13 protein-coding genes and 1 tRNA gene are annotated in these 13,243 nt (G+C 72.1%); 5 read left to right on the plus strand and 9 right to left on the minus strand.

The window, feature by feature from the left end; all coding sequences use genetic code 11:
- Positions 1-61 precede the first annotated feature (61 nt).
- A complete protein-coding gene (locus AC1ROW_RS05250) occupies positions 62-676 on the plus strand; it encodes an iron ABC transporter ATP-binding protein (RefSeq protein WP_493017780.1) in 615 nt (204 codons plus the stop codon).
- 68 nt (positions 677-744) lie between these two features.
- Positions 745-817: transfer RNA gene (locus AC1ROW_RS05255), tRNA-Arg, on the plus strand.
- A gap of 90 nt (positions 818-907) precedes the next feature.
- Here the strand turns inward: AC1ROW_RS05255 and AC1ROW_RS05260 are convergent.
- The 5 genes from AC1ROW_RS05260 to AC1ROW_RS05280 form a co-directional block, all read right to left on the minus strand.
- Positions 908-1,810 carry a trypsin-like serine peptidase gene (locus AC1ROW_RS05260; RefSeq protein WP_493017781.1) on the minus strand — a complete coding sequence of 301 codons (903 nt, stop codon included), beginning with the start codon at positions 1,808-1,810 and terminating at the stop codon, positions 908-910.
- A gap of 108 nt (positions 1,811-1,918) precedes the next feature.
- Complete coding sequence (locus tag AC1ROW_RS05265) at positions 1,919-2,188, minus strand: HPr family phosphocarrier protein (protein ID WP_493017782.1); 270 nt, start codon at positions 2,186-2,188, stop codon at positions 1,919-1,921.
- A 38-nt stretch (positions 2,189-2,226) separates the two neighbouring features.
- Positions 2,227-4,293 carry a PTS fructose transporter subunit IIABC gene (locus tag AC1ROW_RS05270; protein WP_493017783.1) on the minus strand — a complete coding sequence of 689 codons (2,067 nt, stop codon included), beginning with the start codon at positions 4,291-4,293 and terminating at the stop codon, positions 2,227-2,229.
- Positions 4,294-4,354: 61 nt separating this feature from the next.
- Positions 4,355-5,302, minus strand: coding sequence for a 1-phosphofructokinase (locus tag AC1ROW_RS05275; protein WP_493017784.1), 948 nt, complete (start codon positions 5,300-5,302; stop codon positions 4,355-4,357).
- Positions 5,299-6,084: a DeoR/GlpR family DNA-binding transcription regulator gene (locus tag AC1ROW_RS05280; RefSeq protein WP_493017785.1), complete on the minus strand. Its 786-nt coding sequence runs from the start codon at positions 6,082-6,084 to the stop codon at positions 5,299-5,301. Before AC1ROW_RS05280 ends, AC1ROW_RS05275 begins: the two co-directional genes overlap by 4 nt.
- Before the next feature lie 130 nt (positions 6,085-6,214).
- Here AC1ROW_RS05280 and rlmC point away from each other — a divergent pair, with 130 nt between their 5' ends.
- The gene (gene rlmC, locus AC1ROW_RS05285) at positions 6,215-7,345 is read left to right on the plus strand and encodes a 23S rRNA (uracil(747)-C(5))-methyltransferase RlmC (protein ID WP_493017786.1); all 1,131 of its coding nucleotides are present in this window, start codon (positions 6,215-6,217) and stop codon (positions 7,343-7,345) included.
- Here rlmC and msrA read toward each other — a convergent pair whose 3' ends face one another.
- The 4 genes from msrA to AC1ROW_RS05305 all read right to left on the minus strand — a co-directional run bounded on the left by msrA (position 7,346) and on the right by AC1ROW_RS05305 (position 10,708).
- Complete coding sequence (gene msrA / locus AC1ROW_RS05290) at positions 7,346-7,858, minus strand: peptide-methionine (S)-S-oxide reductase MsrA (RefSeq protein WP_493017787.1); 513 nt, start codon at positions 7,856-7,858, stop codon at positions 7,346-7,348.
- Positions 7,858-8,334: a peptide-methionine (R)-S-oxide reductase MsrB gene (gene msrB, locus AC1ROW_RS05295; RefSeq protein ID WP_493017788.1), complete on the minus strand. Its 477-nt coding sequence runs from the start codon at positions 8,332-8,334 to the stop codon at positions 7,858-7,860. The genes msrA and msrB overlap by 1 nt, the downstream gene beginning before the upstream one ends.
- 104 nt (positions 8,335-8,438) lie before the next feature.
- Complete coding sequence (locus tag AC1ROW_RS05300; RefSeq protein WP_493017789.1) at positions 8,439-9,254, minus strand: hypothetical protein; 816 nt, start codon at positions 9,252-9,254, stop codon at positions 8,439-8,441.
- A gap of 245 nt (positions 9,255-9,499) precedes the next feature.
- Positions 9,500-10,708, minus strand: coding sequence for a mechanosensitive ion channel family protein (locus tag AC1ROW_RS05305; protein WP_493017790.1), 1,209 nt, complete (start codon positions 10,706-10,708; stop codon positions 9,500-9,502).
- 175 nt (positions 10,709-10,883) lie between these two features.
- On the opposite strand from AC1ROW_RS05305, the gene AC1ROW_RS05310 reads away from it, so the two are divergent.
- Positions 10,884-11,879: an SDR family oxidoreductase gene (locus AC1ROW_RS05310; protein WP_493017791.1), complete on the plus strand. Its 996-nt coding sequence runs from the start codon at positions 10,884-10,886 to the stop codon at positions 11,877-11,879.
- Positions 11,880-11,985: 106 nt separating this feature from the next.
- Complete coding sequence (locus AC1ROW_RS05315) at positions 11,986-13,227, plus strand: ROK family transcriptional regulator (RefSeq protein ID WP_493017792.1); 1,242 nt, start codon at positions 11,986-11,988, stop codon at positions 13,225-13,227.
- Positions 13,228-13,243 lie beyond the last annotated feature (16 nt).

Genomic DNA, 13,243 nt, shown 5'->3' on the forward strand with positions numbered 1-13,243 from the left:
CCTGGGTCTTGATAGGGTGCCTTCCGACACGCACCGGACGACACGGAAGACGCAGAACCGCATGCAGCAGCACACAGCACGGACCCTCGCCGCCCTCGCGATCGCCGCCGCCGCGGTCACGCTCGTGGGCTGCACACCGGCCGCGAAGCCGAACGCCGCGGCCTCGGCGTCCGCGCACGCCGGCGGCTCGAAGGGCGGCGACCCCACCCCGACGCCGACGCCCACCCCGACTCCGACGCTGCCGCCGACGCCGGTGACGCTGACCTGCGACCAGGTCGTCACCGCGAACCAGCTCTACGCCTACAACCCGAACTTCGCGACGGATCCGGGCTACGCTCCGACGGACGGGACGCTGGAGAAGCAGATCGCCGACTGGAAGGGCGCCACCTGCGCCTGGAAGAACCAGACCAGCGGCGACGTGATCCAGATCGCCGTGGCGATCCCGCCCGCGGACAAGCTGGAGGGGCTCAAGAACACCGCGATCACCGTGGCCCAGCCGGTTCCCACCTACGGGACGCCGCCGCAGGTGGAGGGCTACTTCAAGCCGGGCACCGCCGGCCAGGTGCAGATCTTCCGCGGCAAGTACTGGGTGGTCGCCGAGTCGCCCGCGTTCTTCGAGCCGGGCGACGCCGCGACGTTGATGCAGAGCGTGCTGGGCAACCTGCCCGCGAGCTGAGCCGACCGCAGGCGGGCCCGCTGGACGGGCGCGGCGCGAAAGGATGCTAGCCTGGACGGGCACTCCTGGCCCCCATAGCTCAGGGGATAGAGCGTCTGCCTCCGGAGCAGAAGGCCGTAGGTTCAAATCCTACTGGGGGCACCGAAGACAAGCCGAGGGCACCGAAGACAAGCCGGGGGCACCGAAGACAAGCCGGAAGGCCCCTCCCGCGGGAGGGGCCTTCCGCCGTTCTCAGCCGGCGCCGACCGTATCCCGGAGGGTGAGCGCGGCCGGGGGCAGCGGGGTCGCGAACAGGGCCGTACCCGCGCACGCCCCGCTGCCGTCGTTCGCGCTCTCGCACCGGGAGGTCACGGCCCACACGGAGCCGATCCCGGAGGACTGCACGTCCTTCAGCCACGGGCCTCCGCTCGCGCCGTGCGTGAAGTCGCAGGCGGCGCGCGCGTCGGACGCATAGCTGTTCACGCGGGTCGTGGCCACGTCGCAGCGCTGGGCGGTCTGCCCGGTGTACGGCGCCCGCGCCGGGTAGCCCCAGATCTGCGCCCCGGCCTGCTCCTGCCCAGCACCCGCCACGACGGCGTTGGCGCCGACCCGACTCACGATCTGCTGTCCCCCGCTGGCGGCGAGCCGCACGAACGCGTAGTCGTGGTCCCACTTCTTGCTCTGCGTCCACTCGGCGGACGCGCCCGCCGCTGTGCCCGTCCAGTAGCCGTGCGCGGACGGGCCGTTCTTCCAGCCCGGCGCGAACAGGAAGTCGGTGTAGTACGCCTTCCCCGGGCCACCCGGGTGGACGCAGTGCGCCGCCGTGACGACGAGGTTCTTCGTCGCGCTGTTGACGACGGCGGCGGTGCACGACGAGTCACCGGTCGGTGTGCGGAAGAACAGCCTCCCGACCGTGTTGTTGGCGGGGACGACCGTGCCCCAGGTCAGGGACCGCTCTGCGGGGAGAGCCCCTTCCGCCGGCGCGCCGGCACCGTGCCCGACCGGGAGGTCGGGCGCCGCGGCCTTCAGCTTCTCCGCCGACCAGTAGCCGTGCCGGTCGATCACCGGCTCCGCCGCCGCGGCGGGCACGAGGCCTCCCGCCGCGAGCGCCGACGCCACCGCGATCGCACCCAGTACCCGAGTGAGCGTGTGCATCCTGTCCCCCTTCCCGCCCGCGTCGTCGCGGGAGCGGTCGTGTCCTTCGACGCTAGGGCGCGGACCCCGCGCGCCGCGTCGGCCGCGGGAGGGGTGGGGGGTCAGCCGCTACTCGGCGTCGAGATCGGTCTCCAGGAGGGCGACGAGCTCGTCCAGTGCGACCTCCGACCCCGGGGCGTCCGACTTCAGGGTCACGACCGTGCCCTTGCTCGCCGCGAGCCCCATCAGGGAGAGGATGCTGCCGGCGTTCAGGTCGGGGCCGTCGCCGGCGGCGATGGTCACCGGGATCCCCTTCTCCTGAACGGCCTGCACGAACAGCTTGGCGGGACGGGCGTGCAGCCCGGAGGAGCTGGCGACGGTGGCGGTGCGCTGGGTCATGGTTCTCTTCTCTCAGTGATGGTCGTGGGGGCCGGTGCTCAGGCCGCCACCGTCGCGGGCACGGGCTGCTCGGTCTCGGCTGCCCGGGTCACGACGCGCGGCGCCGCGAAGCGCTTGAGGCCGACGACCAGGACGGCCGTGACGAGCGTTCCCGCCGCGAGCGCCAGGAGGAAGCCCCAGACCGGGTCGATCGCGAAGAACACGAAGATCCCGCCGTGCGGAGCACGCGATCCCACTCCGAAGGCCATCGCGAGCGCACCGGCGACGGCGCCGCCGGCGAGGTTCGCCGGGATGACCCGCAGCGGGTCGGCCGCGGCGAACGGGATGGCGCCCTCGGAGATGAACGAGAGGCCGAGCAGCCACGCGGCCGCCCCGTTCTCCCGCTCCACCTCGGTGAACCCGCGGCGGTAGAGCACGGTCGAGGCGAGCGCCATCCCGAGCGGCGGCACCATGCCGGCGACCATGACCGCTGCCATGATGTGGAAGCTGGCGTCGGTCTGGGCGGCAAGGCCGGCCACGGCGAAGGCGTAGGCCACCTTGTTGACCGGACCGCCGAGGTCGAAGCACATCATCAGGCCGAGGATGACGCCGAGGAAGATCGCGCCGGCTCCGGAGAGTCCGTTCAGGAAGTGCGTGAGCTGGGTCATCAGCCAGGCGATCGGGGCGCCCAGGATGAGCAGCATCAGTCCCGAGGCGACGATCGAGGCGCCGAGCGGGATGATGACCACCGGCATCAGGCCGCGCAGCCAGCGCGGGACGGCCGGGCGGCCGATCAGCCACGCGGCGTAGCCGGCCAGCAGGCCGCCGATCAGACCGCCGAGGAAGCCCGCGTTCATGAACACCGCGATGGCGCCGGCGACGAATCCGGGGGCGATTCCCGGCCGGTCGGCGATCGCGAAGGCGATGTACCCCGACAGCGCAGGGACCAGGAAGCCGAGGCTCACGCTGCCGATCTCGAAGGCGATCGCGCCGAGGTAGTAGCCGAGGCCTTCCGGCGGGAGGTTCCAGATCGCGTAATGCGTCAGCGTGTAGACGGCGTTGTTCATGCCGGAGCTGCCGTGCGCGAGCGCGATACCGTAGCCGCCGAGGAACGGCAGGAAGCTGATCGCGATCAGGAGGCCGCCACCGGCGACGAACGGGATCATGTAGCTGACGCCGGTGAGCAGGATGCGCTTGAGGTTCGCGCCCCAGGAGAGCGAGGCCGCAGTGGACGCGGCGGACGAGCCGCCCGTCGCGGTCACGCGCGCGCCATTCGGGTCGGCCGCGACGGCGACCGCCTCGGCGATGAGCTGGTCGGGCTGCTCGATGCCGCGCTTGACGGTCGAGCGCACGACGGGCTTGCCCGCGAACCTGGCCTCCTCGCGCACGTCCACGTCGTTGGCGAAGATCACGGCGTCGGCGTCGTCGATGATGCTCTGCGGGATGGCCTGGTAGCCGCTGGAGCCCTGCGGCTCGACGGTCAGGGCCACGCCGTTCTTGGCGCCGGCCGCGGTGAGCGCGTCGGCGGCCATGAAGGTGTGGGCGATGCCGGTCGCGCACGAGGTGACCGCGACGATGCGGGCGGGGCGGCCGTCGATCTGGAGGGCGGCGCCGGTCGCGGCATCCGCAGCGGCGGACGCGGCAGCCGGTTTCGTCGCGGCCGCGGGCGCGTCGCCCTCGCCGATGGCTTCGTCGACGAGCGCCACGACGTCCTCCGGAGTCTTCGCGGCCCGCAGTCCTGCGGTGAACTCCTCGGTCATCAGGCTGCGCGCGAGCTTCGACAGGACGGCGAGGTGGGCCTCGGCCGCGTCCGCCGGCGCCGCGATCAGGAACACGAGGTCGGCGGGACCGTCGGGCGCGCCGAAGTCCACACCGGGCTCCAGCCGCGCGAACGCGAGCGTCGGGACCGTGACGGACGGGCTCTTGGCGTGCGGGATGGCGATGCCGCCGGGCAGACCGGTCTCGTCCTTCTGCTCACGGGCCCAGGCGTCGGCGTACAGGGCGTCCACGTCGCTGGCGCGGCCCTCGGCGACGACGCGCGCGGCGAGGGCGCGGATGACGTCGCTCTTGTCGCCTGTCGCGCCGTCGAGACTGACGAGTGCGGGAGTGATGGTCTTCAGTGACACGGTGTCCTCCAGGTCGGGGGGATGAACTCCGCCGGAGACGGGCTCCGGGGAGTTCGGGGGTTCAGGGGTGGAGTGCGGCGACTTTGAGGTCGTCGGTGGGCAGATCGGCCGGACGGGGGGCCTGGGTGCCGGGCAGCGAGGCCGCGGCCGAGCCGTAGCGGATCGCGTGGACGAGCCGCTCGGAAGGAGAGGCGCCGGCGACGTCGGCCAGCAGGAAGCCGGCCAGCGCGCTGTCGCCTGCGCCGACGGTGCTCCGCACGCGGATGCGCGGGGCTTCGGCGACGAAGCCGCCGTCGGCTGTCACCAGGACGGAGCCGAGGGCGCCGAGCGTGACCAGCGCGGCGCCGGCCTGCTCGGGGACGAGCGTCCGGGCGACGGCGAGGACCGCCTCAGGGAGCTCGCCGGTCTCGAACGAGGCGCCGGTGAGCTCGGCGAGCTCGTCCTCGTTGGGCTTGATGAGGTCGGGGTGGCCGTCGAAGACCGCGGCCCGCAGGGCCTCCCCCGACGTGTCCACCGCGATCAGCGGCGCGGCCTCCGCCCAGCGCTGGCGCACCGCGCGGATGACGGTCACGTAGAAGTCGTCGCCGGCGCCAGGCGGCAGCGAGCCGGCGAGCACCAGCCACCGGGCTCCGGCGCAGGCCTCGACCACGGCCTCCACCAGCGCAGCGGAGTCGGCGCCGTCGAGGGCCGCGCCGGGGAGGTTCAGCTTGGTGGTGACGCCCGCAGGGTCGGTGATCGTGAGGTTGGCGCGGGCGTGGCCGTGGATGGCGACGGTGCGGACGGGCACGGCGGCCGACCGGAGCGCGACGCCGAACGGGTCGTCGGCGGCCAGCGGGAGCACCGCGAGCGCCGGCACGCCGGACGCCGCGACGACCCGCGCCACGTTGATCCCCTTGCCGCCGGCGTCCTCGCGGGACGACGCCGCGGACTGGACTTCGCCCGGGCGCAGCGGCGCGCTGAGCGTGACGGCCCGGTCGAGGGACGGGTTGGCGGTCAGGGTGACGATCATGCCTGCACGACCTCGACTCCGGAGGCCGCGAGCGCGTCGGCGAGCTCGCCGTCGGGCGCGCGGTCGGTCACCAGGACGTCCACCGCGTCGAGCGCCGCGAACGAGACCAGCGACTCCTGCTGGAACTTGGTGGCGTCCGCGACGACCACGACCCGGCGTGCGGCCCGGACGATGGCCTCCTTGACGGCGGCCTCCTCCGGGTCGGGCGTGCTGAGACCGAAGCCGGAGGAGACGCCGTTGACGCCGACGAACACGATGTCGGGACGCAGAGACTGGATGGAGCGGACGGTCGCAGCGCCGACCGCCGCGGCGGTGACTCCGCGGATACGGCCGCCGACCACGGTGAGGGCCACCCGGTCGGCCGCTGCGAGGGCGGGAGCGAGGGTGAGCGAGTGGGTGACGACCTCCGCCTCTCCCCCGGTCGCGGTGAGTCGGGCGGGGAGCAGCTGAGCGACGGCCGCCGTGGTGGTGCCGGCGTCGAGGTAGAGGGAGCCGCGGAAGCCGTCGCCGAGGACGTCGAGGGCGCGGGCGGCGATGCGCTGCTTGGTGTCGGCTCGGAGGCCGGTGCGCTCGAAGACGGAGGCCTCCGCGGTGCTCACGCGCTCCAGGGCGACGGCGCCGCCGTGCACGCGGCGCAGAGCTCCGGCCGTCTCCAGAGCATCCAGATCACGGCGCACCGTCTCGGTGGTCACCCCGAATCGCTCGGCGAGCTCGACCACGGCGACGCGGCCGTCCTCGAGCAGCAGCCGCTCGATCCGCTCTTGACGCTCCGTTGCATACACGCGAGGCCTCCTTTGGTTTCCCACACATTACAACAAGAACCAACATCCCACAAGAGGATTTCTTGTTGCTTTTTCTGTGTTTTTGCGGGGCCGGGTGGGAATGGCCGCGCCACGTACAATCGTTTGCGGAATGGACTGCTCGTACTTCGACGCCGGCGTGTGCCGCTCGTGCACGCTGATGGGCATCCCCTACGCCGAGCAGCTGGCCGGCAAGGACCGCCACTCGCGCGAGCTCCTGGCGCCGTTCGGCGACGCGGTCTGGCTGCCGCCGGTCGCGAGCGCCGAAGCCGGCTACCGCAACAAGGCGAAGATGGTCGTCTCCGGAACGGTCGACGCGCCGACCATCGGCATCCTCGACGAAGCGGGACGCGGCGTGGACCTGCGCGAGTGCGGCATCTGCGCGCCCGGCGTGCGCGCGGCGCTGCCGGTGCTCGCGGAGTTCGTGACCCGTGCCCGGATCGAGCCGTACAGCGTCCCCGACCGCCGCGGCGAGCTCAAGTACGTGCTGGTTACCCTCTCCCCCGACGAGGAGCTGATGGTGCGCTTCGTCGTGCGGTCGGAGCGGTCCGTCGGCCGCATCCGCGCCCTGCTGCCCGAGCTGCTGGCCGCGCTGCCGAACGCGCGCGTCGTGACCGCGAACCTCCAGCCCGAGCACAAGGCGGTCGTGGAGGGCGAGCGCGAGATCGTGCTGACCCCGGAGTCGTCGCTCGTGATGCGGGTGGGCGGCATCCCGCTGCGGCTTCGGCCGCAGAGCTTCTTCCAGACGAACACCGCTGTGGCCGAGGCGCTGTACGCGCAGGTCGCCGCCTGGGTGGACGAGGTGTCGCCGGCGAGCGTGTGGGACCTGTACTGCGGCGTCGGCGGCTTCGCCCTGAACGTGGCGGCGCCGGGCCGGCGCGTGGTCGGGGTGGAGACCAGCACGGAGGCGGTGCGCAGCGCCCGCGCGACGGCCTCCGCCGCGGGGCTGCCGCTGGTGGCATTCCGGGCCGGGGACGCGACCGCGTTCGCGCTCGGCGCGAAAACCGCGCCGGAGCTGGTCATCGTCAACCCGCCGCGGCGCGGGATCGGCGCCGAACTGTCCGGCTGGCTCGAGAACTCCAGTGTCCGGAGCGTGGTGTATTCGAGCTGCAACCCCAAGAGCCTCGCGCACGACCTGGCGCGGATGCCGTCGTACCGCATCCGCACCGGGCGCGTGCTCGACATGTTCCCGCAGACCGGCCACCAGGAGGTGGCGGTGCTGCTGGACCGCGTCCAGCCCTGACTAGCTCGCCGCGGCCTCTCGGCGCGGCAGCTTCCAGTCCGGACGAGCGTAGTGGCAGGTGTAGCCCCACGGGATGCGCTCCAGGTAGTCCTGGTGCTCCGGCTCGGCCTCCCAGAACGGTCCGGCGGGCTCCACCTCGGTGACGACCTTGCCCGGCCAGAGGCCGGAGGCGTCCACGTCGGCGATGGTGTCCTCGGCGACGCGGCGCTGCTCCGGGCTCTCGTAGTAGATCGCCGACCGGTAGCTGGTGCCGACGTCGTTGCCCTGGCGGTTCTTCGTCGAAGGGTCGTGGATCTGGAAGAAGAACTCGAGCAGGTCGCGGTAGCTGATCTTCTCGGGGTCGAACTCGATCTCGATCGCCTCGGCGTGGGTGCCGTGGTTGCGATAGGTGGCGTTGGGCACGTCGCCGCCGGTGTAGCCGACGCGGGTGCTCACGACGCCGGGGCGCTTGCGGATGAGGTCCTGCATGCCCCAGAAACATCCTCCGGCCAGGATGGCCTTCTCGGTCGTCATCAGTGGTTCTCCTCGTTCTCGTCGTTCTGGTCGTTCTCGAAAAGGTGGCGGTAGTCGCCGTAGCCCTGCGCGTCGAGCTCGGCGAGCGGGACGAAACGGAGCGCGGCGGAGTTGATGCAGTAGCGCAATCCCCCCGCCTCGGCGGGCCCGTCGTCGAACAGGTGGCCGAGGTGGCTGTCGCCGTGGGCGGAGCGCACCTCGGTGCGGATCATCCCGTAGGTGCGGTCGGTCTTCTCCACGATGTTGCCCGGCTCCACCGGCACGGTGAAGCTCGGCCACCCCGAACGGCTGTCGTACTTGTTCACGGACGCGAAGAGCGGCTCCCCCGACACGATGTCGACGTAGAGCCCCGCCTCGTGATTGTTCCAGAACTCGTTGCGGAAAGCGGGCTCTGTCGCCGCCTCCTGGGTGACCGCGTACTGCGCGGGGGTGAGCCGCGCGAGGGCGTCCTGGCTCTTGCGGTAGTCCTGTGTCACGTTTCCTCCTGAGTGCGGCGAGCGCTGGCTGCGGCGCCGTCAGTTAGGAGAACAGCGGAGGGCGACCGGTTGGTCCCGCTGTTGCTGTGAGTTCGCTGAGGTCGCTACGCCCGCTCGACGATGCGGTCTATCGCGGCCTCCACCCTCTGCCAGTCCTCGACGACCTGCCGAGCGCTCACCCGGAGCCGGCGGTGTCCGAGCTCGGCGAGCGTGGCATCACGCAGCCGGTCCCGTTCGAAGGACTCCGAATCGCTGTGGAAGGCGTACCCGTCGACCTCCAGATACAGCTCGCCGTCGATCCGCATGTCCACCCGTCCGACGCCGCGCACGTGCACCTGCTGCTCGACCCGGCGTCCACGCTGCTCCAGCCGCTGCCTCACGACCGACTCCACTCCGGACTCCGAACCCGGCCTCGCGTGCGCCGCTCGGTCCCGCGCAGCCTTCGGCACGTCCGCTAATATCCGCCGGAGATCCGAGGGGTTGACGTGCCCCGCAGCCAGCGCCGTGTCGAACGCCGCGACCGCCGTCTCCTCGTCCGCGCACCGCGCCACCGACCGGAGGCAGTCGGCGAGGGACACCCGCCAGAGCTCGGGATGCGCTTCGACCGGCCGCCAATGGCAGACGAGTCCGGGCGGCGCACGCCGCGACTGCGGCGACAGCATGACGTGGGTTCGCCGGTCCGACCCGGACCAGAGGCCGTAGCTGGCGCAGGCCGAGACGCACGACAGGCGCGCTCCGGCACGGACGGCCTCCAGTGCCACTCCGCTCAGGAGCGGCGAGACGTAAACGCCCCTGCGTACGCGATCCAGCCCGCCGCCGCGCACCGCGCGCTTCAGGTCGTCCGGTGTCGCGCCCGCCATCCGGAGCTGATGGGTGGTGGCTGCGCCACCGAGTTCTCTGAGCCGATTCATCCAGGTCATGGAACGATCCTGGGCGTCGGAGCGCCGCTCCGCGGCCCTCCCCGCGAATCTGTGGAGAACTCACCTGAGGAGGCGCTAGGTGTGAACAGGAGACACGATCTGGATCTCCTTCCGATGGGGGTTCGGAAGGAGATCCAGGGTGAGTCGCGGGGATTCCTCCTGTTGGCGGGAGGGGGGCGGGAGGTGGGGCGGGGGCGGGAGGTGGGGCGGGGTCGGGAGGGGGGCGGGGGCGGGAAGGGGTGGGGTTAGTCGGCGGGGTCGGCCCGGCGCTCGTCGGTGCGGGTGGGGTCGGGCTGGATGGGGATGGCGTCGGTGAACTGGGAGGCGCGCTGTTCCTTCTCGGGGGTGCCTCCGAAGAGGCGGCCCTCGGCCTGCTGGGCTGTGCGGGCGCGGGAGGTCGGCAGTTGCGTCTCCGGGGTCTCCACCATTTCGACGCGTTTGCGCGGCAGCGCGGCGTCGGCGTAGCGCTGCATCCAGTCGATCAGCAGCTCGCGCACGTGGCAGCGCAGGTCGAACAGGGTCGGCGCGTCCTTGCCGGTGACCAGCACGCGCACCCGCACCCAGCCCTGCGTCGCATCGGTGACCTGGAGGACGCCCGTCCGTCCGTCCCAGAGGTCCGTCGCGGACAGGATCCGGTTCAGCTCCGCGCGCATCCCCGACGGCGACACCCGCCAGTCGAGGTCGAACTCCACCGAGCCGAGGAGCTCGCTGTGCTGGCGGGTCCAGTTCTCGAACGGTTTCGTGGTGAAGTATGTCGACGGCAGCACCAGCCGGCGGTCGTCCCAGATGTGCACCACCACGTAGGTGAGGGTGAGCTCCTCGATGGTCCCCCACTGCTGCTCGACCACGACCACGTCGTCGATCCGGATGGCGTCCGAGAAGGCGAGCTGGATGCCCGCGAACAGGTTCGCCAGGCTCGACTGCGCGGCCACACCGGCGATCACACCGATGATCCCCGCAGACGCCAGCAGGCTGGCCCCGGCGGCCTGCAGCACGGGGAAGGTGAGCAGGATGGCGGCCAGGCCGATCACGACCGCCGCGACGACGGTCAGCCGGCGCAGGACAAGTACCTGCGTCCGCACCCGGCGGGCGTACCGGTTGTCGGGCACGTCCACCCGGTACCGGGCGAGCCCGAGGTCCTCCGCGAAGACCACCAGCGCCGCGAGGAACCAGGTGCCGGTGGCGATCGCGAGGATCAGGAAGCTGTGGTTGATCACGCCCGCCCAGTCCCGCGGCACGTCCGGCGGCAAGGTCAGCGCCACCGCGATCCACAGCACCATCACCGCCAGGAAGAGCCGGAACGGCACCCGCGCGCGCTTCACCAGCACAGCGGGCCATTGACGATGGCGGCCCACGCCGCGCAGGATCAGCCCCACGATCGCGGTCACCACCACGGCGGCGACGATCGCGACGAGGCACGCGATCACGAGCGAGGGCCAGGTTCGAAGTGGCACGGCGGGAGAGCTCCTTCCCTGGACGGCTGGGCGGACGACCTGCACTGTACGCGGGGCGCGACGGGACCTTAACCTCGCAGGCCGTCTGGGCATTAGTCTGGGTCGTCTGGGGGGCGCGGCCGGCGACGGCCGCGGAACCTGTGCAGTACCGCCGGCGACGATGCGAGGAGCAGGGATGACAGCGACACGGACACTCTTCATCGGGGGCACGGGGGTCATCAGTTCCGCGTGCGTCACCCGGGCCCTCGAGCAAGGCCACGAGGTCACCGTCATCAACCGCGGGAACAGCGACCTGCGTCCGCTGCCGGACGGCGTGGAGGTGTTGCACGCCGACATCCGCGACCCGGAGAGCGTCCACGCCGTGCTCGGCGAGCGCAGCTTCGACGTCGCGGCCGAGTTCCTCGCCTTCACCCCGGAGCACATCCGCACCGACTTCGACCTGTTCGAGGGTCGGGTCGGCCAGTACGTGTTCATCTCCTCGGCGTCCGCCTACCAGACCCCGCCCGCCCGGATGCCGGTGATCGAGTCCACGCCGCTGCGCAACCCGTTCTGGCAGTACTCCCGTGACAAGATCGCCTGCGAGGACCTGCTGGTGGAGGCGTACCGCGAGCGCGGCTTCCCGATCACGATAGTGCGCCCGTCGCACACGTACGACCGCACCATGATCCCGACCAGCGGGCACTGGACCGACCTGGAGCGGATGCGCCGCGGGGCGCCCGTGGTCGTGCACGGCGACGGCACGAGCCGGTGGACCATCACGCACAACACGGACTTCGCGGTCGCGTTCGTCGGGCTGCTCGGCCGCCCGGAGGCCGTGGGCGACTCCTTCCACATCACCTCCGACGAGGCGCCGACCTGGGACCAGATCTACTGCTACCTCGCCGAGGCGCTGGGTGTGGAGGCCGAACTCGTGCACGTCGCGAGCGAGACCATCGCCGCCGTCATCCCAGACCTCGGCCCCGGGCTCCTCGGCGACAAGGCCCACTCGATGCACTTCGACAACAGCAAGGTGAAGTCGCTCGTGCCCGAGTACCGGGCGGCCGTGACATTCGCGCACGGCGCGGGCGAGATCGTCGACTGGTACCTCGCCGACGCCTCCCGGCAGCGCCTCGACCCGGACCTCGACGCCGCGTTCGACCGGCTCGTCGACCACGCGCGCTCGGTGGTCTGAGGCTCGGAACCCCCTACGGCACGGCCTCGTTCAGGTTTGCCTCTTTACTATAAAGAAACTTTCCTGATACATTCGGCTCAACAATCGTTCCGACGAGGGGATGACCATGGCCGACCGACCCGTCCGGGGGACCCCGGGGTGGCTCCGCGAGACCAACGACCGCACGGCGCTCGCGCTGCTGCTCGAGCACGGCATCCTCACGCGCACGCGGATCGGCGAGCTCTCCGGGCTCTCGAAGCCGACCGCAGCGCAGATGGTCGCCCGCCTCGAGACGGCCGGTCTCATCCACGTCGTCGGCGAGGTCTCCGCCGGACGCGGCCCGAACGCGGCCGGCTACGCCGTGCGCACCGACCGGATGCTGGGCGTCGCGGTCGACATCGACGCGGCCTCCATCCGCTCGACCATCGTCGACGCCGCCGGGGCGGAGCACCCCATCGCCGTCACCCCGCTCGCCGCCCGGACGCCGGAGGCCGACCTCCGGCTCGCGATCGAGGCGGCGTGCGCGGCGGCGGACGTCGACCCGGACCGGGTGCGCGCCGTCTGCGTCGGCGTGCAGGGCGCGCTCGACCCGCGGACGGACGAGCTCACCTACATCGAGACCCTCCCCGGCTGGCCCAAGCAGGGCATCCGCCGCCGGCTGGAGGACGCCCTCGGCATCGCGGTCCACATCGACAACGACGTGAACCTCGCCGCGGTCGCCGAGCGCACCGACGGCGTCGGCACGGAGGCCGGCGGCTTCGCGCTGCTCTGGATGGGCGACGGCCTCGGCCTGGCCGTCGATCAGGCCGGCGCCGTGCACCGCGGGGTCTCCGGCGGCGCGGGCGAGATCGGCTACCTCCCCATCCCGCGCTCGGCCGCGGACCTCGACCCGGAGGCCGCCGACCTGCAGGACCTCATCGGCGGCCCGGCGGTCGCGAAGCTCGCCGCCCGCCACGGCCTGAGCTTCGGGCCGCAGGGCGACGAACTCCGGGGCGACGAACTCCGGGGCGACGACCTCCAGGGGGGCGACGAACTCCGGGGCGACGACCTCCGGGGCGACGTCCTCCGGGGCGACGACGCCGCCCGGGAGGCGCTGGTGACCGAACTCGCCGCGCGCGTCGCCGTCGGGGTCGTCCCCGTGCTCGCACTGCTCGACCCCGAGTTGGTCGTGCTCGGCGGCCCGACGGGCGCGGCCTGCGGCCCCCGGCTCGCCGAGCTCGTCGCCGCCGAGCTGCGCGCCGACTGGGGCGAGCGCTCCGTCGTCGCCACCGGCGTCCCCACCCATCCCGTCCTCCGCGGCGCACGCGAACACCTCCTCGGTGAGGTGCGCGAGGCGCTCTTCGACGAGGTGTCGCGCATCGCCGTCTGAGGCGACGCCGGCACGT

Source organism: Leifsonia sp. GW821-FHT13C09 (genome assembly GCF_058806435.1).

Excerpts from the sequence above, each read along its gene's own strand:
- AC1ROW_RS05250 (WP_493017780.1), top strand. The coding sequence starts at position 62 with ATGCAGCAGCACACAGCACGGACCCTCGCCGCCCTCGCGATCGCCGCC.
- AC1ROW_RS05260 (WP_493017781.1), bottom strand. The coding sequence starts at position 1,810 with ATGCACACGCTCACTCGGGTACTGGGTGCGATCGCGGTGGCGTCGGCG.
- AC1ROW_RS05265 (WP_493017782.1), bottom strand. The coding sequence starts at position 2,188 with ATGACCCAGCGCACCGCCACCGTCGCCAGCTCCTCCGGGCTGCACGCC.
- AC1ROW_RS05275 (WP_493017784.1), bottom strand. The coding sequence starts at position 5,302 with ATGATCGTCACCCTGACCGCCAACCCGTCCCTCGACCGGGCCGTCACG.
- rlmC (WP_493017786.1), top strand. The coding sequence starts at position 6,215 with ATGGACTGCTCGTACTTCGACGCCGGCGTGTGCCGCTCGTGCACGCTG.
- msrA (WP_493017787.1), bottom strand. The coding sequence starts at position 7,858 with ATGACGACCGAGAAGGCCATCCTGGCCGGAGGATGTTTCTGGGGCATG.
- AC1ROW_RS05300 (WP_493017789.1), bottom strand. The coding sequence starts at position 9,254 with ATGACCTGGATGAATCGGCTCAGAGAACTCGGTGGCGCAGCCACCACC.
- AC1ROW_RS05310 (WP_493017791.1), top strand. The coding sequence starts at position 10,884 with ATGACAGCGACACGGACACTCTTCATCGGGGGCACGGGGGTCATCAGT.
- AC1ROW_RS05315 (WP_493017792.1), top strand. The coding sequence starts at position 11,986 with ATGGCCGACCGACCCGTCCGGGGGACCCCGGGGTGGCTCCGCGAGACC.